19 protein-coding genes are annotated in these 21,073 nt (G+C 61.4%); 10 read left to right on the forward strand and 9 right to left on the reverse strand.

What is annotated here, in order from left to right:
- The first annotated feature begins 596 nt into the window (after positions 1-596).
- The 10 genes from guaB (at position 597) to QZ383_RS06250 (ending at position 9,508) form a co-directional block, all read left to right on the forward strand.
- Positions 597-2,054: an IMP dehydrogenase gene (guaB, locus tag QZ383_RS06205; protein WP_240824858.1), complete on the forward strand. Its 1,458-nt coding sequence runs from the start codon at positions 597-599 to the stop codon at positions 2,052-2,054.
- A 311-nt stretch (positions 2,055-2,365) separates the two neighbouring features.
- Positions 2,366-3,901 (forward strand): glutamine-hydrolyzing GMP synthase, encoded by a 1,536-nt coding sequence (gene guaA, locus QZ383_RS06210; RefSeq protein ID WP_291443950.1) that lies wholly within the window; start codon positions 2,366-2,368, stop codon positions 3,899-3,901.
- Positions 3,902-3,910: 9 nt separating this feature from the next.
- Entirely contained in the window at positions 3,911-4,615 is a 705-nt protein-coding gene (gene tatB, locus QZ383_RS06215) for a Sec-independent protein translocase protein TatB (RefSeq protein WP_291443952.1), read from the forward strand.
- The gene (tatC, locus tag QZ383_RS06220; protein ID WP_291443953.1) at positions 4,612-5,784 is read left to right on the forward strand and encodes a twin-arginine translocase subunit TatC; all 1,173 of its coding nucleotides are present in this window, start codon (positions 4,612-4,614) and stop codon (positions 5,782-5,784) included. Before tatB ends, tatC begins: the two co-directional genes overlap by 4 nt.
- Positions 5,785-5,789: 5 nt before the next feature.
- Positions 5,790-6,380 (forward strand): imidazoleglycerol-phosphate dehydratase, encoded by a 591-nt coding sequence (locus tag QZ383_RS06225; RefSeq protein WP_291444074.1) that lies wholly within the window; start codon positions 5,790-5,792, stop codon positions 6,378-6,380.
- A complete protein-coding gene (locus tag QZ383_RS06230; protein ID WP_291443955.1) occupies positions 6,380-7,039 on the forward strand; it encodes a hypothetical protein in 660 nt (219 codons plus the stop codon). Before QZ383_RS06225 ends, QZ383_RS06230 begins: the two co-directional genes overlap by 1 nt.
- Positions 7,036-7,767: a 1-(5-phosphoribosyl)-5-[(5-phosphoribosylamino)methylideneamino]imidazole-4-carboxamide isomerase gene (hisA, locus tag QZ383_RS06235; protein ID WP_240824853.1), complete on the forward strand. Its 732-nt coding sequence runs from the start codon at positions 7,036-7,038 to the stop codon at positions 7,765-7,767. Before QZ383_RS06230 ends, hisA begins: the two co-directional genes overlap by 4 nt.
- 362 nt (positions 7,768-8,129) lie before the next feature.
- Positions 8,130-8,597, forward strand: a complete 468-nt coding sequence (locus QZ383_RS06240) for an SMR family transporter (protein ID WP_291443958.1) — start codon at positions 8,130-8,132, stop codon at positions 8,595-8,597.
- The gene (locus tag QZ383_RS06245) at positions 8,597-8,935 is read left to right on the forward strand and encodes an SMR family transporter (protein ID WP_291443960.1); all 339 of its coding nucleotides are present in this window, start codon (positions 8,597-8,599) and stop codon (positions 8,933-8,935) included. The genes QZ383_RS06240 and QZ383_RS06245 overlap by 1 nt, the downstream gene beginning before the upstream one ends.
- A gap of 33 nt (positions 8,936-8,968) precedes the next feature.
- The gene (locus QZ383_RS06250) at positions 8,969-9,508 is read left to right on the forward strand and encodes a hypothetical protein (RefSeq protein ID WP_291443962.1); all 540 of its coding nucleotides are present in this window, start codon (positions 8,969-8,971) and stop codon (positions 9,506-9,508) included.
- Between the two features lie 45 nt (positions 9,509-9,553).
- Here QZ383_RS06250 and QZ383_RS06255 read toward each other — a convergent pair whose 3' ends face one another.
- From QZ383_RS06255 to QZ383_RS06295, 9 genes are all read right to left on the reverse strand, one after another.
- Positions 9,554-10,129, reverse strand: coding sequence for a histidine phosphatase family protein (locus tag QZ383_RS06255; protein ID WP_291443964.1), 576 nt, complete (start codon positions 10,127-10,129; stop codon positions 9,554-9,556).
- Positions 10,126-11,373, reverse strand: a complete 1,248-nt coding sequence (locus tag QZ383_RS06260; protein ID WP_291443965.1) for a DVU_1551 family NTP transferase — start codon at positions 11,371-11,373, stop codon at positions 10,126-10,128. The genes QZ383_RS06255 and QZ383_RS06260 overlap by 4 nt, the downstream gene beginning before the upstream one ends.
- An 88-nt stretch (positions 11,374-11,461) precedes the next feature.
- A complete protein-coding gene (locus tag QZ383_RS06265) occupies positions 11,462-12,628 on the reverse strand; it encodes a DVU_1553 family AMP-dependent CoA ligase (RefSeq protein ID WP_291443966.1) in 1,167 nt (388 codons plus the stop codon).
- On the reverse strand, positions 12,628-14,073 hold the full coding sequence (trsS, locus tag QZ383_RS06270) for a radical SAM (seleno)protein TrsS (protein ID WP_291443968.1): 1,446 nt from the start codon (positions 14,071-14,073) through the stop codon (positions 12,628-12,630). Before trsS ends, QZ383_RS06265 begins: the two co-directional genes overlap by 1 nt.
- On the reverse strand, positions 14,070-14,534 hold the full coding sequence (locus QZ383_RS06275; RefSeq protein WP_022659532.1) for a DVU_1555 family C-GCAxxG-C-C protein: 465 nt from the start codon (positions 14,532-14,534) through the stop codon (positions 14,070-14,072). The genes trsS and QZ383_RS06275 overlap by 4 nt, the downstream gene beginning before the upstream one ends.
- A complete protein-coding gene (gene trsM, locus QZ383_RS06280; protein ID WP_291443970.1) occupies positions 14,531-15,409 on the reverse strand; it encodes a DVU_1556 family methyltransferase in 879 nt (292 codons plus the stop codon). Before trsM ends, QZ383_RS06275 begins: the two co-directional genes overlap by 4 nt.
- Positions 15,406-15,621: a DVU_1557 family redox protein gene (locus QZ383_RS06285; protein WP_192113326.1), complete on the reverse strand. Its 216-nt coding sequence runs from the start codon at positions 15,619-15,621 to the stop codon at positions 15,406-15,408. Before QZ383_RS06285 ends, trsM begins: the two co-directional genes overlap by 4 nt.
- Entirely contained in the window at positions 15,618-18,113 is a 2,496-nt protein-coding gene (locus tag QZ383_RS06290; protein WP_291443972.1) for a pyridine nucleotide-disulfide oxidoreductase/dicluster-binding protein, read from the reverse strand. The genes QZ383_RS06285 and QZ383_RS06290 overlap by 4 nt, the downstream gene beginning before the upstream one ends.
- Positions 18,114-18,347: 234 nt before the next feature.
- On the reverse strand, positions 18,348-21,071 hold the full coding sequence (locus QZ383_RS06295) for a molybdopterin-dependent aldehyde oxidoreductase (protein ID WP_291443973.1): 2,724 nt from the start codon (positions 21,069-21,071) through the stop codon (positions 18,348-18,350).
- Positions 21,072-21,073 lie beyond the last annotated feature (2 nt).

The raw sequence follows: 21,073 nt of genomic DNA on the forward strand, positions 1-21,073 counted from the left end.
GTCGAAGTGCTGATTCATAGGCTGTTTGATGCACCACGTCAAGCCTTAGACGCAGAATGCCCGCGCGAAGCCCGGCTTTTCAGAAGGCCGCCTGCTGAGCCGCACCATACAACACACGGCGGGCCTCTTGCAAATTTTCGCTAAAAGCAGTACGCCGCCAGCACCCCATTGAACTACAGCAGCGCGCCACGCACTGCCTCAATTCAATGCCAAGAGCCGCCCCACACTGTGGCGTACAGCGGCATACCCAAGCGGATTGACACAAAAACCAGTAGCCCAAGGGCGCAGCACCGCCCTGACACGCCTCTGATTTCTGGTCGCGCTGACTTTACCTTCACCCAGCGGCGCAAACACGATTACCTGCTGACGCGCCCCGCCTTGCGGGCCTTGTTCCGTCAGCACATGCACCGCCCGGACGTAAAGCACGCCTTCATGCTTTAGCGCTGAAACCGCCACCGGCAGGAATATCCCGCGTACCCGCTGCCCCTTGAAACACAAGGGCTGGCGAGCGCTGCCATCATTGACATATGGGGCACAAGGGGATAGTCTTTTGGATTATAATTTGCATAATTATCACAGCCAATTACGAGGACGTCATGTTCACCAATCGCGGTAAGGCGCTGACCTTCGACGACATTTTGCTAGTCCCCGGCTTTTCGGACATCACCCCCGACGCCGTTGACATCTCCACCTGGCTCACCCCCGAAATTCCCCTGCGCATCCCCCTGCTCTCCGCCGCCATGGACACCGTGACTGAAGCGGCCATGGCCATTTCCATGGCCCGCATGGGCGGCATCGGCATCATCCATAAGAATATGCCTGTTGCGCGGCAGCGTCTTGAGGTGGAAAAAGTCAAGAAGAGCGAAAGCGGCATGATCCTTGACCCTGTGACCATTTCGCCCAACAACACCGTGCAGGAAGCCCTGGACCTCATGTCCGACTTCCGCGTGTCGGGCTTGCCCGTGGTTGAGAATGGCCGCCTGGTGGGCATTCTTACCAACCGCGACGTGCGCTTTGTGCAGGACGGCGCGGCAGTTCGCGTTTCCGAGGTGATGACCAGCACCAACCTCGTGACGGTGCCCATGGGCACCTCGCTTGAAGAATCCAAGCGTCACCTGCACGAACACCGCATCGAAAAGCTCCTTGTGGTGGACGAAGAAGGCCTCTTGCGCGGCCTCATCACCATGAAGGACATCGACAAAGTCCAGAAGTACCCCAACGCCTGCAAAGACTCCAACGGTCGCCTGCGCGTGGGTGCCGCCATCGGCATCGGGCGCGACTGCGAATCCCGTTCCGAGCAGCTGATCGAGGCTGGCGCGGACGTGTTGGTGCTCGACTCTGCTCACGGCCATTCGCTCAACGTGCTCAACGCCATCCGCATGGTCAAGGGCGCGTTCCCCAACTGCCAGCTCGTGGCAGGCAACGTCGCCACCTACGAAGGCGCCAAGGCAATTCTTGAGGCAGGCGCTGATTCCGTCAAAATCGGCATCGGCCCCGGCTCCATCTGCACCACCCGCATTGTGGCTGGCGTGGGCGTGCCGCAGGTTACCGCCGTTATGGACGGCAGCCGCGCCGCGCGCGAGATGGACCGCTGCTGCATCGCTGACGGCGGCATCAAGTTCTCTGGCGATATCGTCAAGGCCCTTGTGGTGGGCGCGCACTCGGTGATGATCGGCTCCCTCTTTGCCGGCACCGAGGAAAGCCCCGGCGAGACAATTCTGTATCAGGGCCGTACCTACAAGATTTACCGCGGCATGGGTTCCATTGACGCCATGAAGGATGGCAGCTCTGACCGCTACTTCCAGGAAAAGAGCAAGAAGCTCGTGCCCGAAGGTATTGTTGGCCGCGTGCCTTACCGCGGCCCGGTCATGGAAGCCGTGTACCAGCTCATGGGCGGCCTGCGCTCCGGAATGGGCTATGTGGGCGCGCACAACCTGAACGACCTTTTTGAAAATACGACCTTCTGTGAAATTTCACCTGCGGGCCTGCGCGAAAGCCATGTCCACGATGTTGTTATCACGAAGGAAGCGCCGAACTACCGCATCGAGAACTAGGCAAAACCACTGTCAGCGGTCTTTTGCCCTCCGGCGGCATGAGATTTCGCCTGCTTTTCCGGCAACGTGCCGCTAAAGCACTAGCCGAAAAAGCAGGCGCGTCTTATTTGGCGGAGAACAAAAATTCCGCAGCAACACAAGCGGAAAGAGCAGCGGCTCCCAAAGCCGTAGATAGCCCACAGGCCCCGGCATCACGACCATCGGACAAAAGATCAGAAAAAGATCAGGCGAACGATCAGGAGCAAGATCAACCGGGCACGCAGTAGCGGCGCACAGCAACAGGCCACGGCCAGCACCAGGCGAGGACACATATGCCCAGCAAAGTCATAATTATTGACTACGGCTCACAGGTTACCCAGCTCATCGCACGCCGCGTGCGCGAAGCCGGGGTTTACTCCGAAATACATTCCTGCATCACCACCGCCGCTCAGGTGGCGGCAATGAAACCTTCCGCCATCATCCTTTCAGGTGGCCCGGCGAGCGTGGGCGAAGCCGATGCTCCGGTTCTTGACCCCGGTTTTCTTGAGCTTGGCGTGCCGGTGCTCGGCATCTGCTACGGCATGCAGCTGCTTGCCCAGAACCTTGGCGGCCAGCTCGCCCAGTCGCTCACGCGCGAATACGGCCCCTCCGACCTCACCCTCACCGCGCCCTGCGCCCTTTGGGAAGGCATTGAATCCACCAGCCGCGTGTGGATGAGCCACGGCGACAAGGTGCTTGCACCGCCGCCAGGCTTTACCGTGACGGGCCGCACGCCGACTCTGGATGTGGCCGCCATGGCTGACGAAGCCCGCAAAATCTACGCCGTGCAGTTCCACCCCGAAGTGCACCACAGCGTGGATGGCGAGCGCATGCTGCGCAACTTCCTGTTCAAGGTTGCTGGCATCAAGCCCGACTGGACCATGTCCTCGTTTGTGGAGCGCGTGGTTGCCGAAATGGCCGAACAGGTGGGCGACCGCCACGTGGTTTGCGCCCTTTCCGGTGGCATCGATTCCACCGTGGTGGCAGTGCTGCTCAATAAGGCCATCGGCAAGCGCCTGCACTGCATCTTTGTGGATAACGGCCTGCTGCGCCTTGGTGAAGGCGACGAAGTGGTCAGCTATCTGCGCGAACACTTTGACCTCAACCTCGACTTTGTGCAGGCGCAGGAACGTTTTCTTTCCAAGCTTGCGGGCGTGGATGATCCCGAAAAGAAGCGCAAGATCATCGGCCACACCTTTATTGAAATTTTCGACGAAGAATCCAAAAAGCTGCCCCGGGTGGACTTTCTGGCGCAGGGCACCCTGTACCCTGACGTAATCGAATCCATCTCGCACAAGGGCCCCAGCGCCGTTATCAAGAGCCACCACAACGTGGGTGGCCTGCCCGACACCATGAAGCTCAAGCTTATCGAGCCCCTGCGCGAACTCTTCAAGGACGAAGTGCGCAAGGTTGCCGCAGAGCTTGGCATGCCCGACTCCATCGTGTGGCGGCATCCCTTCCCCGGCCCCGGCCTCGCCATCCGCGTGCTTGGCGAAATCACCGAAGAGCGCCTCCAGATTCTGCGCCTGGCCGACAGGATCGTGCAGCAGGAACTGCGCGAATCCGGCTGGTACCGCAAGGTATGGCAGGGCTTTGCCGTGCTGCTGCCGCTCAAGACCGTTGGCGTCATGGGCGATGGCCGCACCTACGAGCATGTTATCGCCCTGCGCGTAGTTGACAGCGTGGATGCCATGACCGCTGACTGGGCGCGCCTGCCTGCGGAACTGATTGAGCGCATGTCGAGCCGCATCATCAACGAGGTCAAGGGCGTCAACCGCGTAGTGTATGACGTTTCTTCCAAGCCGCCGAGCACAATTGAGTGGGAATAAGGGGGCAGCATGTTCGGGATAGGAAGCACTGAACTTCTGGTCATCCTTGTGGTGGCCCTCATCGTACTTGGCCCCAAAAGCCTTGCCAACGTGTCGCGCACGCTGGGCAAGGCCATGGGCGAGTTCCGCCGCGTTTCCACAGACTTTCAGCGCACGCTGAATGCTGAGGCCGAGGAAGAGGAACAGCGTAAGCGTAAGCAGGAAGCCGCCAGAGCGGCGAAAGAAGCTGCTGCCGCCGCCAAGGAAGCCCGCGCCGCCGAAATGGCCGCAGCGGCAACCGAGGCCCAGCCTGCCGCAACTACAGCGGCTCAGGCTGACAATATTCCGGCCTCAGAGGCGGTAATTGACGCCACGGCTACCCGGTCTGCCGCCGATGCGGGGCAGAACACAGCCACGGCAGCACACGAAACGGCACAGCCCGAGGCCCCAAAGCCCTCGGTTGCGGACGCTCCTGTTGTTGACGCTCCGATTGCCGATGCTTCGGTTGTCGAAACGGCCCACACCGCAGAGACCAAGCCCGAGGCCCAGCCTGTCGCGGGCACGGCAACAACCGCAGAAGGGGCAGCTCCGGTTGCACCGCCTGCTGGCAGCCCTTTGGCTGAAGCCCTTGCCAAAACAAAGGCCGAGGCAGAAGCCGCGGAAGCCAAACTGGCCGCTGCCCCCGCAGGCGCACCCCAGGCCGCCGCAACACCTGACAATGGCGGCAAGGCATGAGTGCGGATAAACCCTTGAGCCCCGAGGTGGCCGCATCCCCGTCTGCCCCTGAGACCGCAGGGGAACGTTCCGACCTTAACAAAACGAATGAAACCGCAGCGGAGCCGTCCCCCCAGGGGGCGGCCCCTGCGGATACGCCTGTAGAAGCGGCAGAAGCGTCTGCCGCGTCAGCACCCGAAACTACACCAGAAGCCACGCCGGAAACTCAGGCAGACGGGCAACCTCCTCTGCCCCCGGTTCCGCCAGTGGGCACGGTGCAAAGCCCTGCCTCAGAGCCTGAAAATCTGCCCATCCAGAGCGAAAGCACGCCGCCTGCCACGCCGGAAGACAAGGTGGAGGAAGAAGAGGCTGACGACAGGCCCATGGGCCTTATGGATCACCTCTCGGAGCTGCGCGGTCGCCTTGTGCGCTGCTGCCTCGCCGTCATGGTGGGCTTTATAGCCTGCTGGGCCGTGGTTGATCCCATTTTTGACGCCCTTGTGGCTCCCCTGCTGAGCGTCCTGCCTGACGGCTCGCACGCCATCTACACCACCCTGCCCGAAGGCTTTTTCACCCGCATGCATATTGCCTTTGTGGCTGGCGTGTTTGTGAGCAGCCCAGCAATTTTTTATCAGGTATGGGCCTTCATCGCTCCCGGCCTGTATGAAGAAGAAAAACGGAGCATCATTCCCGTTGCCGTCATGTCGGCTTTCTTCTTTGTCAGCGGCGGAGCCTTTTGCTACTTTGTGGTCTTTCCCAACGCCTTTGCCTTCTTTATGAGCTACGCCACAGACTCCATTGTGGCCATGCCCAAGATCAGCGACTATCTGAGCTTTGTACTCAAGCTCATACTTGCCTTTGGCCTTGTGTTTGAAATGCCGCTGTTTGCCTTCTTTCTGGCGCGTATGGGCATTATCACGGCAGAACTCATGCGCCGTGTGCGGCGCTACGCCATCTTGGGCATCTTTATTGTAGCGGCCATTCTTTCGCCGCCCGATGTGGTTTCGCAGCTGCTCATGGCCGCGCCCATGCTTGTTCTTTATGAAGTGAGCATCTTTGTGGCGGCTGGCTTTGGCAAAAAAACTGCAAAAGAAGACGAGTCCGAAGAAAAGCCCGAAGGCGAAGACGGTGAAACCGCCGAGGCCGAAACAAAACCGGGCAAGGATGAAAATACCTCGGAGAAGCCATGAGCGACATCGCCCCCAGAACCTCCACGCAAGAGCGCAAAAGCGCCGAAACCGACATCCGGCTTGAACTGAACATTGACGGTCAGGGCATTACGGACGTGAAAACAGGTTTTGGCCTGCTCGACCATATGTTGACGCTGACAGCTTTTTGGGCTGGTATGGATCTGCGGCTGGTGTGCGAGGGCGACATGGAAGTGGACGCCCACCACACCACAGAAGACGTGGGGCTGCTGCTCGGCAAGGCGCTGCTTGAAGCCCTTGGCGACAGGGCGGGCATTGCCCGCGTGGGCTATGGGCGTGTTCCCATGGACGAAGCCCTGGCAGAAGCCACTGTTGACCTTTCGGGTCGCCCCTGGCTTGAGTGGCGCGGCGGCGAATTGCTGCCCCCGGTTCTGGCCGGGGAAGAAAAAGACCTCTGGCGGGAATTTTACAAGGCATTGGCAAGCAGTGCGCGCTGCAATCTGCATGTGGAGTTCCGCTATGGCCAGAACGGCCATCATCTGCTGGAATCGGCGGCCAAGGGGCTGGGGCTTGCCCTGGCCCAGGCAGTGCGCCGAAACGGCACAACCATCAGAAGCACAAAGGGAGGTCTTGATTGATGCAATCCCGACTTCGTATGCTGTTGCTGCCCGCGCTCTGCCTCATGCTGATCGCCTGCGCCTGCAGCCGCCGTCCCACAAGCACGGCGGACGTTCCCCGCGTTATTTCACCTTCGTATGTTATATCGGTTGCACCCTTTACCCAGCCGATCAACGCAAGCCAGCTTATTACCGGGCGTATCCCTGAAGATCAGGGCCGCATTGCCGATGAACAGCTGCCCTCGCTTGACCGCCGGCTCCGCAATGTGCTCACCACCGATTCCAAACGCCAGTTCAAGTATATTGACGCCATTGATCTGCCCAGGGATCTTACGCGCTTCCACAGTTCCGAGCAGCCGCAGGCGCTGCCGCTCTGGATTGCCTATGGCAAAAAGCAGGGAGCGCAACTGCTGCTGGTACCGCAGATTCTTGACTGGCACGAACGCCAGGGCTCCACTGCCGGTGTTACCGAACCAGCCCATGTGCGCGTGGAATTTTTCCTCATCAACATTGCCAACGGCTCCATCATGTCGCGCTCCGTCTTTGAAGAAAGGCAGGAAGGCCTTGTGGACAATCTGATGAACGTCGGCACGTTCTTCAAGCGGCGCGGCCAGTGGGTCACAGCTGAAGAACTGACCGAAGACGGCATGCACAAAGCAGTAAAGGATATGGGTTTATGATTCTGTTTCCCGCCGTGGACATTCAGGACGGCAAGGCCGTGCGCCTCAAGCAGGGCCGCGCCCATGAAAGCACCGTCTTTGCCGAAGACCCCACCGACGCCGCCAAAGCCTGGGAAGCGCGAGGCGCTCAATGGCTGCACGTGGTTGATCTGGACGGAGCCTTTGACGGCGCGGCCAAAAGCCGCGAGATCGTGCGCCGCATCTGCACCGAGCTGTCTATTCCCGTGCAGCTTGGCGGCGGTATCCGCGACATGGCAACAGCCCAGGCTTATTTTGATGCGGGCGTCTCACGGCTGATTATCGGCACCTTGGCTCTGGAACAGCCCGAGCTTTTTGCCGAGATGTGCCGCGCCTTTCCTGGCCGCATTGGCGTATCGCTGGATGCGGAAGGCGGAAAGCTCAAAACCCGTGGATGGGTTGCCGATACCGGCCTGACCGTTGACGGAGTTCTGCCCCGCCTGCTGGCCGATGGCGCTGCATTCATCATTTATACAGATATCGAGCGCGACGGCATGCAGTGTGGCGTTAACGTCGCTGCTCTGGAGCATCTTTCGCGCCTTTCCACGGTGCCTGTCATTGCGGCGGGCGGCGTGGCAACGCTGGCGGATGTGCAGAAGCTCTATCCCCTCACCCGCAGCACCAGCCTTGCTGGCGCTGTGAGCGGCAGGGCGCTGTACGAGGGCACGCTCAATCTTGAGGAAGCCAACGCCTGGATCGCCGCCCAATAAGCGGCACATAATTGCAGAGACAAGGCGGGCCGCATGGCCCGCCTTTTTTATGATGAACTTTCTATTGCTTACGCCTGCAATGTGCAATCATGAGCCTGCCAAAACAAAGCTGTATTCATCAGCCTCAGAAATAGTCAGCGCATACTGCAACCTTGACTCCCCCATCTCACGGCCTTATGATCTGTCCATGTTATGCTTCTACTCTGCTTTTATGCCTCTTTTACGCCCATGCGTTTCGGGCTTTCCTGAAGAACGCTACTGGCGTTCCCTGCTCTAGCATCTCTCGCTACTTCCTCTGGTCATAGCCATTGTTGTCCTTCACCGCTGAAGGATTGCCTTTCTATTTTCCGCGAGAGATTTTTATGCTTAGATCAAAACCGTATCATTGGTGCTGCCTTGTTGCCTCCGTATTTCTGGAGGTAGGCGGAACACTTGTCATGAAACTGGCGCAGGGCTGGGCTTTTCCCCACGCACAGGTTTTGGGGCTGGTTGTCATGTGGCTGGCCATCGCCATGTCCTACTTTTTTTTGTCCAAGGCTGTTACGGGCATTCCCGTTGGCGTGACATTTGCCTTCTGGGAGGGGCTGGGCCTGACCTGCATCACCCTGGGCAGCGTGCTTTTTCTGAATGAAGCCCTGACCTTGCGCCGCGCGCTGGGGCTGGCCTGCGTGCTGTCTGGTGCTTTGCTGGTCAATTATGGAACCGGGCACGGGGCACCCAAGCCCAGCCGCGAGGACTCCCCCACGGCCAGCGACAAGGCTGGAGCCCGCAAGCAGCGCGCAGAAGCGCCCACCCTGAATAACGGCCTTGCCGCAGGAGGGAACAGATAATGGATATTTCAAGCCTGTTCCAGAACGCCGCCCTGCCGCTGGTTTTGCTGGCCGCCGCGCTGGACGTAACCGCCAATATGCTGCTTGTGCGCTCCGACAGCTTCCGCCGCCGCGCCGTGGGGCTGCTGGCCCTTGCGCTGGTGGGGCTGGCTTTCTATTGCCTTTCACTGGCAGTTCATCATATGGATTTGGCCGTGGCTTATGCCATGTGGGGTGGGTTTGGCGTGCTTGGCACATCCGTGGGCGGATGGCTGTTGCTGCACCAAAAGCTCAACCCCAGCGCATTTGCAGGCATTGCCCTGCTTGTCTGCGGCATGGTGTTGCTGCACACAAGCTGATTTAGGGCCAGTTAGCTGCTTTCAGGAGAACGTATGAACAAAGGTTTTTGGGACTACCTGTCGCACTGGCAGAAGGTCTTTCCCCGCCGCCGCTCCGTCAGCTGGCGCGAGGGATGGCTGCAAAACGGTTATTGCCGCGATTGCCGCTATTGCTGCGGGCCGCAGGATTCCAACGAGCTTTTTCCCATGGGTCTGCTGCCCGAACAGTTGCGCCCCGGCCTTGCCAACGACTTTTATCTGCTCAACAAGGATACGGCCTTTATGGACGGCCGGGGTTGCCGCTCGTGCACCAATCAGGGTTGCCGTCTGCCCCGACCAGAACGGCCTGTGGCCTGCGGGCTCTTTCCTTTTGTGCTGAATGCGGGAGAGATGTACCTTTATCAGATTTGCCCGGCGTCGCTCTTTACACCGCTGGCGCGCATGGCTGAGCTGGGCCGCGAAGCAGCGGACTGGCTGGCAAAATTCAGCCAGCACGAACAGGAGCATATCGCCCTGAATCTGCCCGCAGAGGTACTCACAGACCGTTACATCAAGCTGCACATCCGTGTGTACAACCCCACAGCCTGGATCTGAGGCAAGAGGGAGTGCTGCCAGCGCGTACAGGTTGCGGCTAGCAGGCTACCATTCCGGCACAAAGGCGCGGCACCCGTAGTATTGGGGAATGCGCAGCACATCCCTGAGCGGCAGGGCAAGGTAGTGGGCCAGCAGACTGCCCAGAATACCCGCATGCGAAACCATGAGCAGGGTTGCACCTGGGTAAAAACTGCGCCACCGCGCCACCGCCGCCAGGGCGCGGCGCTGGGCCTGCATGAAGCTTTCGCCCTGCGGAGGGCAAAAATGCGCCATATCCTGCCCACGCGCGGCATATGCGCCGGGCCACGCGCGCTCAATTTCCGCCTTGGTCATGCCCTGCCAGAGGCCAAGGTTAATCTCGCGCAAACCGGGTTCCACATGCAGGGGGGGCCGCCCGTGCGGCATTGCCTCCATCAGGATGGCGGCAGTCTCGCGGCAGCGGTCAAGATCCGAGCAGATGACCGCACCAAGCGCGCCCTGCACCGCTGGCATGAACTGCCGCGCCAAGAGGCGTATCTGCTCCCGGCCCGCAGAACTTAAGGGAATATCCCGCGCGCCGACCATGCGCCGCTCCGGATTGGGCGGCAACATACCGTGCCGCACCAGCCAGAGGCCGCTCATGCAACCTCACGCCGGGCGGCATTGCCACGCGCAGCATGGCAATTACGCATAAGGGCGCGTTCCGCCACCAGGGCGGGTTCTTTGCCTATTTCGCGGGCAATGCGCTCTTCCAGCGCCTTGACGCGACCAAGCCGCCCCTGGATGGCCGCGCAGGCCGGGGCATCCTGGGCGTAAGCCTCCAGTTTGAGGCCAAAGCGCCGCTGCACGGGCACAAAGTTGCCGCCATAACAATACTTGTCCGCCAGATAGACCAGCTCTCGCTCAGTGACAGGTTCGTCCTCCGGCAAGGACAGATCGCGGTGATCCTGCACCAGACGCGCCATCTCCGGCAGTTCCAGCCGCCGCAAAAATTCCCCTGCCGCAGCCTCATGTTTGGGCTGGCCTTTGCAGATATCGTGCAGCAACCCGCCAGCAAGCGCCAGGCGGGGATCCACCCCGGCATCATAGCCTGCGGCCTCGCGCGCATGGGCCAGAGCCTCAGCCAGACAGCAGGCCACTGCCCCCACAGCCCGCGCATGACGCACGCCTTTTTCCGGCACATTGCATATGCGCAGCAGGCATTCGGCCTCCACAGGCGAGAGGGTATGCCGCTCGCGGGCCAGCGCGCGCAGGCGCGCATAGTCATCGGGAGTGTCCATATCTTCCAGAATCAGGGCATCAGCCACAGGCACGTGCCGCAAAGGCGCGCCTTCCAGCGCCCCGCGCAGCCCGTTTTGCCCCTGGTGCGCCAGAATATGCGGGGCCAAAGCCATGGGAAGCAGGGGGGGATGCCCCTCCTGTCCGTCAAATGTCGGCACAAGCACCGGCATAGGCGCGGCCTTGCCGCTCACGGCCAGAGCTGCCGCATGGTCAGCCTCTTCCTGCCCGGCGGCGTCGAGCAAAACCCTGATGGTCAGGGGCCGCACCAGCGGCACATCCACAGGCTGCACAAAAAACCGCCCGTCAAAACCGCCCTCCAGCAGGGCCGCAACACCTGTCTGCACAGATGAAAACATGCCGCGTTGCGGGTCGGGATTCCGCACCGCAGTCAGCCCCAGCGCCAGTGCCTCTGCTTCCACGACTTCGGCGTGGAACCCGCTGACGATCACCACATTTTCCACACCAAGGGAACGGTACAGACTGACCAGCCCCCTCAGGGCGGAGCAGCGCCCACCTTCTGGCAGCGAGGGCAGGGAAAGCAGGGCCTTGGCTGCGCCCATGCGCGAGGCCATGCCTGCGGCAAGAATCAGAACGGCTGGTTTCATGTGCTTTCTTCTTCGCGTTACTGCGCTGGGAACAATCAATGTATGGGGCCGATACAATAGCCCCATCGATGGGGCATGCCATCAAGCGTTAAACACCCCGCCCCTTGGTGGGACGCACGATGCGCGGCGGCTGCCCACCTTTGCGTTCAATGCGGCCACGCACAGGGCCAAGCCTGCGCAAAGGGCTACCGCAGGCGCAAGGGGCTGACAGCAGACAGGCCACATCACCGGTTCGATATCGCACCAAAGGCATTGCCTGCCGTTGGAGCGTGGTAATGGCAACCTCGCCTTCCTCGCCTGGGGCCAATACTTTACGCCCTGAAATATCTACTATTTCTATCAGAACGTCCAGTTCTCGCACATGAAAACCCTGGTGGGCGGGGCATTCCACCGCGCAGCCGTAGGCGGTTTCGGTGAGGCCGTAGTGATCCAGAATCTCGCATTGCCAAGCCTGGCGCAAGGCCTGACCAAGTGCATTATCCAGAGGCTCCGCGCTGGTGAGTATGCCCGCAAGCCCCTCCGGCCCTTGGTCGGGAAAGCGCTTCAGCAAAAGGGCGAGTTGCGCGGGCGCGGCCACAAGGCAGTGGGGCTTTGCCTGCTCCAGCCATTGGGCAAGGGCTTTGCCCGGCGCTGAAATACTGCCAGGCCCTTTGCCCTGTTCTCCACCAGCCTCCGCGCAAGGGCCAGCACCTGCCGATGGTCTTGCGTGGACTTCCGGCGGTGGGGCCAGCACCTCCACACCCGTCGCGCCCAAAGCCTGTCGCAGCAGGTCGGCCACGCCGTCAGGCCGCTCCGCACCGGGCAACAGCACTGCCAATCGCTGCCCCGCGCCCACAAGCTGACTCATGCCCACGGCGAAAAAATCGCGCGTGCGGGCCAGATCCGCATCAGTAAAGGCAAGCCGTTTGGGTTGCCCCGTGGTACCTGACGTGTGCAGCGTGACCATACGCTGCACATCCCCTTGCGAAACGCACAAAAATTCACCCCAGTTGCGCAGGTCTTCCGCAGTAGTGAAGGGCAGGCGCTCCAGATCATCCACACTGGTTATATCAAGATTGCACTCCCGCAAATGTCTGGCATAAAACGCCCCGCGCACAGCCTGCCGCAAGGTGCTGCGCAGCAGGGTCACCTGCGCTGCCGCCAGCTTGGCGGGCAGTTCCCCGGCGCTGCACGCTCCGCACTGACGTGCCAGCCAGAGATCCAGCGGGCAGGAGCCGAAACCCGTTATGGAAGGTTGATTCGCGGTATCTGTCACTAGGCGTCACCATACAGGCGCGTGCCATCGCTGGCAGTGAGGTTGTGCAGACAGAACGGAATCATACGCCCGTCAGGCCGCACCACATGGATGCAGCAGCCGCGCACACGGTCAAGGTCGAGGCTCAGGGCATCCTGAAAGGCCATGGCCGAAAGCGTGAAACGCTGCTCTGCCCCGGCCTGAGCCAGAAATCGGCTGAAGCCGTCTGCGCTGCCAGAGTCAGATGCCCCCCCGCAGGCACAGGCAGATTCCCCGCCGCCGGTGCCGCCCTTCCAGTGCAGGGCCACAAACTGCTTGGCCTTGCGCGCGCCGTCCTCCGCTGGCGGCGGCACTTCCGCGCCAGCGGACTGCGGCGCAGGCGAACAACATGACTGCCCCCCATCGGCCAGCCATTCCAGCGAAGGTGCGCCGTTTTTCTGCACCCGGCGGTACACTGCGCTGAACGAACACAGTTCGTTTTCGCATCCCGGCGGGTGCAGGTGGCTAGGGCTGATCATTTCCGGCGCCTGCCGGGCAAGCGCGCCCATCACTTCGGGCAGGGTCAGGCGCGGGGCTTCCTCCAGCCGCCAGGGGTAGCGCCCAAAAAAGGCAGCTGGCTGCATGTGCAGCCCCCGCACCGCCGGGCCAAGCTCCAGCGCCATGCGCAGCAGATCGCCCAGTTCACCATCGTTGACGTCGCGCACAAGAGTTGCCACCAGCACCACGCCAAGCCCTGCCTCTGCGCAATTGCGCACGGCGCGGAGCTTGAAATCAAGACATTCCCTGCCCCGCAGGCTAGTAAAACTGCTCTCGCGCACGCCGTCCCATTGCAGATAGACGGAATCAAGCCCGGCCTCGCGCAGCGCGCGGGCATAACCTTGCTCGCGCGACAGGCGCAGTCCGTTGGTATTGATCTGCACCAGCCCAAAGCCGCGTTGCCGCGCAAGAGCGATGATCTGCGGCAGGTCATCACGCATGGTCGGCTCCCCGCCGGATATCTGCACGTTGCAGGGGCCGGACGCGGCCTTAAGGGTGTCCATCTGTGCGGCAATCACGCTCAGTGGCACGTCTCCCGCCACTCCAGAATTTTGATTCGACATGGAACCAGCAGAGGCATAACACACGGGGCAGGCCATATCGCACCGCATGGTCACTTCAAACAAACCTGTGCAGGTATGTTGGGCGTGGGCCGGGCAAAGGCCGCAGTCAAAAGGGCAGCCGTCGCGGATGGGCGTATGCGGATTGGCCGGGTAGGAGGGGCTTTTGGGCCGTAACCATGCTGCAAAGGGCGGCGTGGCAACCGCACCGGGCTTGGCCTCCCGCCATACGGGGACACTGAACGTTCCGTGATCCGGGCAAGTTTTGCGCAGCACGACAGTGAGGGGATCCTTGACCGAGCGTTCATAGGTAGCCTCTACCCGGCGCAAGCACACGGGGCAAAGGCTCTGGGTGCGGCGTAAGGTCATGCCTTTTCCGTCAGATCCAGCTCGTAACTCTGAACCAGTTCCATAATTTTTCCCCAGCATTCCGCCAGCAAGTCGCCGCAAGCCACAGGGTTTGGCTGTTCACCCGCAGCGCCGGAAGTCGCGCCGAGCCCCGCCGCAATCTGCCCGCAGCGCTGGCCGCCGTAAGCTTCCGTGCGGTCATAAAACCATGTGGCGTAATCATTGAGCAGAGGGGTGAGCATGGGATGCGGAATTTCATCCTCTGCCCCCTTGCCCGCAACCAGAGCCAGGGCGCAGGCCCCGCCGGTCAAAAGGCCACAGGGGCCGTCCGATTGACCGATGCCGTGGCACAACCCCTGCGCGGCGCGCACCACGCCGGGGTTCTGCCTGTCCTGAGCCTGCAGCATGAGCAGAAGCAGCAACTGGCTGCAGCAGTAGCCCTGATGCACCAGGGGCAGCAATTCCATCATCATAGGATTCATAGCGTCTCCTTTCGGGCAATCCAAAGGCCGTATCCATAGGTGCGCCAAGCTTTTCCTGGGCCAGCGCCCCCGCATGCGCAGCCATGGCTGCTGCTATTCGCCGAGGGCCGGGTTGCGTCGTCGCTGTACCAGATCATGCGGGCGGCCAGTTCCACCAGAGCGCGGCTGTTGTCCTCAAAATGCAGCAGGTGCAAGCCAGCCGCTTCCACAAACCCGCGCCACGCAGATTCAGGCCGCGCACCCGCAAGGCACGATGAACCCGGTGCTGCGTATTTTTCCGGGAGTGGCTCAGCTGTCGCTGTTGTCGGCGGGATGGATTGGGACGAGGTCGATTGTACTGCGCTTGCGTGACCGGAACAGGAACAACTGGAGCGGGAAGAGCCTGCACCAGAGCAGCCGGTGCTGCCGGGGCGTTCATACCCTGGCCGCAACATGAGGTCGCTGACCACCATCACCCCGCCGGGGCGCAGGGCGCGGCAGGCGGCGCGCAAAGTTGCAAGAGGATTGTGCAGCAGGGAAAGAACACACTCGCACACTATGCCGTCGCAGGAGTCTGCGGCAAGCGGCGGGCGCTCAAGATCGGCCCGCACAATGCGGCAATCATCACTCTGTGATGCGTCAGCAGAAGGGGCGGCATCGACAGAAATTCCAGCCGCAGCGTGTTTGTCCAGCCCCACGGCGCGGTAGCCCATCTGCGTAAGCAGGCGCAATGTCGCCCCTGCCCCGCTGCCAAGGTCAAGAACCAGCCCGCCGGGCGCGAGCAGGCCCGCAGAAGCGCACCACGCCAGGGCGCGGCGCGTCAGCTCCACGCCGCCGGGACGCCAAGCGTCACCAGCAGCGCTGCGAAAATCGGCCCTTTCCCACAGTGCGCTCATTTATCTTCCAGCAGGGCTTCCACCTCAAGCATCTTGCCTTCGGCCAGAGATTTGGGCACCTGCGTCAGCCCGCACTTGGGGCAGCGCGGCAAAAACACGTCAAAGGCGCTGTTGAGATAAAAAACCGGAACCTTCACCTGCTCAAGGGCAACACGGCAACGCCCGCATACCCACTGGCCGCCGTCCGGCCCGTAGTTTGGCCCCATGCTCATGACTGTTCACCTCTCTGCCCGCCATTTTGCGCACCCTGCATATTGGGACGCTGCCCATCGGTGCAGCACTGGTGGCTGTTGATGACATCCGCAGCTTCCTGACCGCCGGAACCCGGCACCACCATCCGGTGGCACCACGCATCGTGCAGGACAAAGGCCTCGCCCTGCGCCTCGTATTCCACCCAAAAAGTCACCTTTCTGGGTCGCCACGAACCAAGACGGTGCCCGTCATCCAGATTTTCAAACCAGTGCCCGCTGGCCTCGGCCCCCATAACTGCCCCTTCCACGTCTGAAAGCAGGATATGCCGCTCTTCCAGCCGCGCCAGCACTTCCTCCGTCACCAGCACCCTGCCCTTTCCCGCCTGCTCGGGCGTGTCTGCAGGCAGGGCCTGTTGCCCGGCGGCGCTGCCATATTTTTCCAGCAGTTTGCGGCGCAAGGCAGCCCTGTTGGCGCGGCGCGCCGAAAGGCCCGGCCCTTGAGCCGCGCCAGACTGCGCCTTGCCTGACGCTGGCAGCAGCAAATCAAGCAGATGCCAGCATTCCTTGCCGCTGGCCGCTATGCGGTCACGGCACATGATGCACGAGGCAAGGCCGGGGTGCTCAAGCTGGGCGGCCCGGTGATCGCTCATGGCGCGGGCGGTTTCCGGCTGGGCGCACCACACGAGGCCGCCGTAGCCGCAACAGGCTGTAGATGCGCCGGAAAGGCGCGGTTCTTCAATTTTTGCCCCGCATTTGTCAGCCAGACTGCGCACAGCGGCAAGCCAGGCCGCATCGTGCCTGGCGGTGCAGGGATCCTGAATGGAAAAAACCGAGGGCAGTGAATTACCAGCAGCGGGAGCCTCAAAGGGCAAGCCGTCCAACACTTCCCACACGGAAACGGTCTGCGCTTCCGGCAGGGCTTCCCTCAAGGCCGTAAGGCAGGAAGAACAGGCCGCCATGATGCGCGGTTTGCCCAGTCCCTCCCAGGCGGTACGCAGTTTGTCCGTATGTTCCTTGAACAGGGCCGTTCTTCCGGCCCAGCGCGCCGGGATGCCGCAGCAGGAAAGCATGATGCCCACGCCGGATTTCAGGCCGTTGCCCAACTTTTCGCGCAGCAGATCATAAAGTGCCGCCGTTTGTTCCACGCGGGCCGCAGCCAACTGACAGCCGGGGAAGAACAGCCACTGCTCGCCAGCGCCCTGGGATTCGGCGGCTGGCGAAAAGGGCGGCAAGACCAGTGCGCATTCCGGCCCGGAGGCGCTTTCCATATCCTCAAGCGCAAATTCGTGGGCCGTGGGCGGCATAAAGCCGCGTTCCACCATGTCTTCCCGTGCGGAGAGGCACAGCTCGGCCATGGAAAAATTTTCCGGGCACAGCTCCTCGCACTGGCCGCACAGGGCGCAGCCATTGATGAGGGCATTGGCCGTGTGCAGGCCCTTGACGATGGACGCGTTGTTATTGACCTGACGTGCGTAGAGGCGCGGATAGCCCTTGTATTTCTGCAAATATACGCATTCGCGCACGCAGATCATACACTGGCATTGCAGGCAGCGCTCCGCCTCGCGCGCGGATTCCTCCGCAGAATAGAGCGGTTCGCCGCAAGCGGCCTGCGCGGCTGGTTCCATACGCGGCACGGGCGCAATACCTGTCACATCGGTGTGCAGCGGCCCCTGAGATTTGTCACGCGCGGCGGTGAGGGAAACGCCGCTGGTCACGCGCTCCATGGTCTGCGCCGCATGCCGCCCCTGCCCCGCCTGACGCGAAGGGGAGGCAAAAGTGTGACCTGTGGGGGTGCTGCTGCGCCAGCCAGCGCAGCAGATATTACCGCGCCAGAGCAAGGTTTCCGCATCCACCTGCGCTTCATCTGGTGCAAGACCGGGTGCAAGCTGCTGCACGGCATCGGCATCCACCAGCACGGCGTCATACTCCGCAGCCAGCTTTTCCAGCAGCGCGGCGTCAAGATTTGCCTGCGTAAAACTGACCTTCTGGCGGGCAAGAGCTTCCATGTCTTCCACCAAAAAATCCTTGGCAATGCCCGCCGTATTGTCTGCCGCCAGTGCGGGATGCACTGCCTGCAAAAACTCGCCCGGCGCGCCTGAGTGAAAAACCGTAACGGGATAGGCCTTGCGCGACAGATCCCAGGCTGCCGTGAGCCCGGCAAGCCCGGTGCCCATGATGGCCATACGGAATTTTTTGGGCGGCAAAGGCAGCAGACGGGTCTGCGCGCCCACCGCAAGCATGCACGAGAGTTCAAGACCGTGCATGGCGAGGCTGCCGCCAAGATCCTGCCGCAAACAGGCGTTTTCACAGGGGTGATCGCAAATGCGGGCAATAATGCCGGGCAGGGGCAAGTGCCGCTCAAGCACCTTGCGGGCCTCGCCCTGCTTGCCCTCAGCCATACGGGCCATGAAGGCGCGCACATCCAGATCAAAAGGACAAGCCACCCTGCAACGGGGCGGGCTTTCCTGTGTGCAGTGCGACTCTATTTCGTGCAGACGTTGTTGATCCATCATGGCGATTGTTCTCGCTGGCTTGGTGCAGACATGCGCTGCGGCAAGGGGAAAATACAAACGGGGCTTTCAGAGATACCCCCGAAAGCCCCGATGCAAAAACATTGCACACCGTTACGGCGCTCATGGCCCGGCGCGCGGTAGATCAATCGAATAAACATGGGGCTGGGATATGGGGAGAATCCCTTTAAATCGGGATTCTCCCCAGTGTCTCCAGATGTTTACCGCAATCCTACGCTACTTGGGCATGGCCGCCAACACCTTTTCGGGGCGGGCGGGCAAGTGGCGCACGCGCGCGCCGCAAGCATTGTAGATGGCGTTGATGATGGCAGGATGCGGCGCGGTGAGGGGCATTTCGCCCACGCCGGAAGCGCCGAAGGGGCCAGCCTTGCGGGGGGTCTGCACATAGACGATTTCCATGTCGTCAGGAATCATCTTGATGGTGGGCACGCCCGCGCCAGCAAGAGTGCTGTGCTTCTTCAGGTCTTCGTAGTCTTCGGTCAGGGCAAGGCCAACGCCCTGCGCCAAGCCGCCGTAGATCTGGCCGTCAACCACCAGCTTGTTGCACAGGGTGCCGATGTCGGCCACGCACACAAGCTTTTCAACCGTGGTTTTGCCGGTGGCGACCTCAACGGCCACTTCGGCAAGGAACAGACCGTACATGTAGCAGGCAAAGGGTTCGCCCTGACCCTTGCCGTCGCAGTCCTTGGCCGGAGCAGACCACTTGCCGTCATAGTGCACGGGGCGACCTTCAGCCTTCATTTCCTCATAGGTAAAGAAGCCGCCGCTGGGCTTGCGCATGCCTTCAATAAGCATTTCGCAGGCCACGCGGGTGGCGTTGCCCGTGACGACCTGAGAACGCGAACCGCCAGCAGGGCCGGAATTGGGGGTCTTGCTGGTATCGTTCATGACCAGGTGGATATTTTCGGGCTTGATGTTCAGGGGGCGCAAGGCTTCATGGGCGGTGCCCAGGGTGCCGGAATCAGCGCCCTGACCGTGATCTTCCCACGAGTTGCCCACGGTCACGCTGCCGTCGGGGTTCAGTTCGGCCCAGGCTTCGGAGGTGTCCGGCCCGTCAAGGCCAGCGCCGTACACGCCAAGGGCAACACCCACGCCGCGTTTGACTTCGGCGGTGGACTTGGCCTTAACGGTCTTTTTGGCTTCTTCGTAGTAGGGGCGCATTTTCTGGAACATTTCGGGCAGGCTCATGACTTCAGGCACCTGACCGGAGGGGTTGGTATCGCCTTCGCGGTAGCAGTTCAGCTCGCGGATGTCGAAGGGATCCATGCCCAGCTTTTCAGCCAGTTCGTCCATGAGCACTTCGGAGGGGAATTCGGATTCCGTTGAGCCGTAACCGCGGAAAGCCGCCCCCCAGCAGTGGTTGGTGGCAACGGTACGACCCTTGCCGCGAATGTTGGCGATGCCGTAACCAGCGCCGATATACTGCGCGCCGCGCAGGGTGAGCAGATCGCCAAATTCGGAATAAGGACCGTGGTCAACGCTCCAGTCCGTTTCCATGGCAAGAATCTTGCCCTGCTTGTTGGCGGCAAAACGCACGGTCGTCCAGAAGGGCGAACGCTTGCCGGTGTAGTTCTGCTGCTGTTCGTAGTTGTAACGCAGGTGGCAGGGACGGCCGGTAGCCATAACGGCCACGCCCACAAGGGCTTCCATGGTGGGGCTGAACTTGTAGCCAAAGGTACCACCGGTGGTGTTCTGCACCAGTACGAGATCCTTGGGGAATTCCAGGCCAAGGCCGGGGGCGATCATCAGCGCGTGCAGATGGATGGCAACGGACTTGGAGTGGAGAACCACCTGGCCCTTGTCGTTCACATAGCCGTAGCCCACATCGGGTTCGATGGGCAGGTGGGGCTGGCGCTGGGTGTAGTAATCGCCTTCCGCAACAACGTTTGCCGGATCATTGAAGAAGGGAGCTGTATCCGCGCCTTTTTCCTCAATCTGGTCGTAGTAGATGTTGGGGGTGCCGGGGTGGATTTCGATGGCGTCCGGGGCCATGGCCTCGGGGGCGCTCATGTATTCGGGCAGCAGCTCAAGGTCAAACTTGACCTTTTCAGCCGCGGCGCGAGCGTTGCATTCGGAGTCCGCGCAGACGATGGCAAGAGCATCGCCGTACTGGAAGATTTTGGTATCGTTAAGGATGGGACGTTCCCAGCCGTCGCCCTTGTTGGTGGGGAAGGTGATCAGGCCGGTGATGCGGTTCCTGCCCTTCACGTCCTTGTGGGTCAGCACCTTGTACACGCCGGGCATTTTTTCGGCTTCAGAGGTGTCGATGCCCTTGATGTTGGCATGGGATACCTTGGCCTGGGCAATGGCGAGGTGCAGGGTGTTGGCGGGCAGGCGGTGCGCCGCGTCCGCGCCGAATTCGGCGGTGCCGGTCACCTTGGCGACAGCAGAAGGACGGGGCATGGTGGAACCCCAGATGCGGCCATCGGCAGGCATCTTGAAGGTAACGTCGTCCAGCGTTTTATCACCGCGCATGAGGGCGGCAGCGTCCATGACCGCGTCCACCAGGGGCTTGTAGCCCGTACAGCGGCAGACGTTGTGATTTTTCTGGAACCAGTCGCGCACGTCTTCACGGCTGGGATTGGGATTGGAATCAAGCAGGGCCTTGGCCGAAACGATGAAACCGGGGGTACAGAAACCGCACTGGGCCGCGCCGTGGTAAATCCAGGAATGCTGGAGCGGATGCAGGTTGTTGGGCGTACCCACGCCTTCAAGCGTGGTTACGGCGGCGTTTTCTGCCACGCGGCTCATTTTGACCACGCAGGCGCGTACAACTTTGCCGTCAAGGATCACCGTGCAGGCACCGCACTGACCCTTGCCGCAACCAACTTTGACACTGGTGAGCTGCAACTGATCGCGCAGCACGTCCACAAGCATATCGTCGGGGTTAGCCAGCAAGCGCCGGGGAATGCCGTTAATCACAAGGGTTTTTGTTTCCATGC

Source organism: Desulfovibrio sp. (genome assembly GCF_019422935.1).
Taxonomy (GTDB): domain Bacteria; phylum Desulfobacterota; class Desulfovibrionia; order Desulfovibrionales; family Desulfovibrionaceae; genus Desulfovibrio.

Bases quoted from the DNA above. Each gene is read 5' to 3' on its own strand.
- guaB (WP_240824858.1), top strand. From the start codon at position 597: ATGTTCACCAATCGCGGTAAGGCGCTGACCTTCGACGACATTTTGCTA.
- guaA (WP_291443950.1), top strand. From the start codon at position 2,366: ATGCCCAGCAAAGTCATAATTATTGACTACGGCTCACAGGTTACCCAG.
- tatB (WP_291443952.1), top strand. From the start codon at position 3,911: ATGTTCGGGATAGGAAGCACTGAACTTCTGGTCATCCTTGTGGTGGCC.
- tatC (WP_291443953.1), top strand. From the start codon at position 4,612: ATGAGTGCGGATAAACCCTTGAGCCCCGAGGTGGCCGCATCCCCGTCT.
- QZ383_RS06230 (WP_291443955.1), top strand. From the start codon at position 6,380: ATGCAATCCCGACTTCGTATGCTGTTGCTGCCCGCGCTCTGCCTCATG.
- hisA (WP_240824853.1), top strand. From the start codon at position 7,036: ATGATTCTGTTTCCCGCCGTGGACATTCAGGACGGCAAGGCCGTGCGC.
- QZ383_RS06240 (WP_291443958.1), top strand. From the start codon at position 8,130: ATGCTTAGATCAAAACCGTATCATTGGTGCTGCCTTGTTGCCTCCGTA.
- QZ383_RS06245 (WP_291443960.1), top strand. From the start codon at position 8,597: ATGGATATTTCAAGCCTGTTCCAGAACGCCGCCCTGCCGCTGGTTTTG.
- QZ383_RS06250 (WP_291443962.1), top strand. From the start codon at position 8,969: ATGAACAAAGGTTTTTGGGACTACCTGTCGCACTGGCAGAAGGTCTTT.
- QZ383_RS06255 (WP_291443964.1), bottom strand. From the start codon at position 10,129: ATGAGCGGCCTCTGGCTGGTGCGGCACGGTATGTTGCCGCCCAATCCG.
- QZ383_RS06260 (WP_291443965.1), bottom strand. From the start codon at position 11,373: ATGAAACCAGCCGTTCTGATTCTTGCCGCAGGCATGGCCTCGCGCATG.
- trsS (WP_291443968.1), bottom strand. From the start codon at position 14,073: ATGACCTTACGCCGCACCCAGAGCCTTTGCCCCGTGTGCTTGCGCCGG.
- QZ383_RS06275 (WP_022659532.1), bottom strand. From the start codon at position 14,534: ATGAATCCTATGATGATGGAATTGCTGCCCCTGGTGCATCAGGGCTAC.
- trsM (WP_291443970.1), bottom strand. From the start codon at position 15,409: ATGAGCGCACTGTGGGAAAGGGCCGATTTTCGCAGCGCTGCTGGTGAC.
- QZ383_RS06285 (WP_192113326.1), bottom strand. From the start codon at position 15,621: ATGAGCATGGGGCCAAACTACGGGCCGGACGGCGGCCAGTGGGTATGC.
- QZ383_RS06290 (WP_291443972.1), bottom strand. From the start codon at position 18,113: ATGATGGATCAACAACGTCTGCACGAAATAGAGTCGCACTGCACACAG.
- QZ383_RS06295 (WP_291443973.1), bottom strand. From the start codon at position 21,071: ATGGAAACAAAAACCCTTGTGATTAACGGCATTCCCCGGCGCTTGCTG.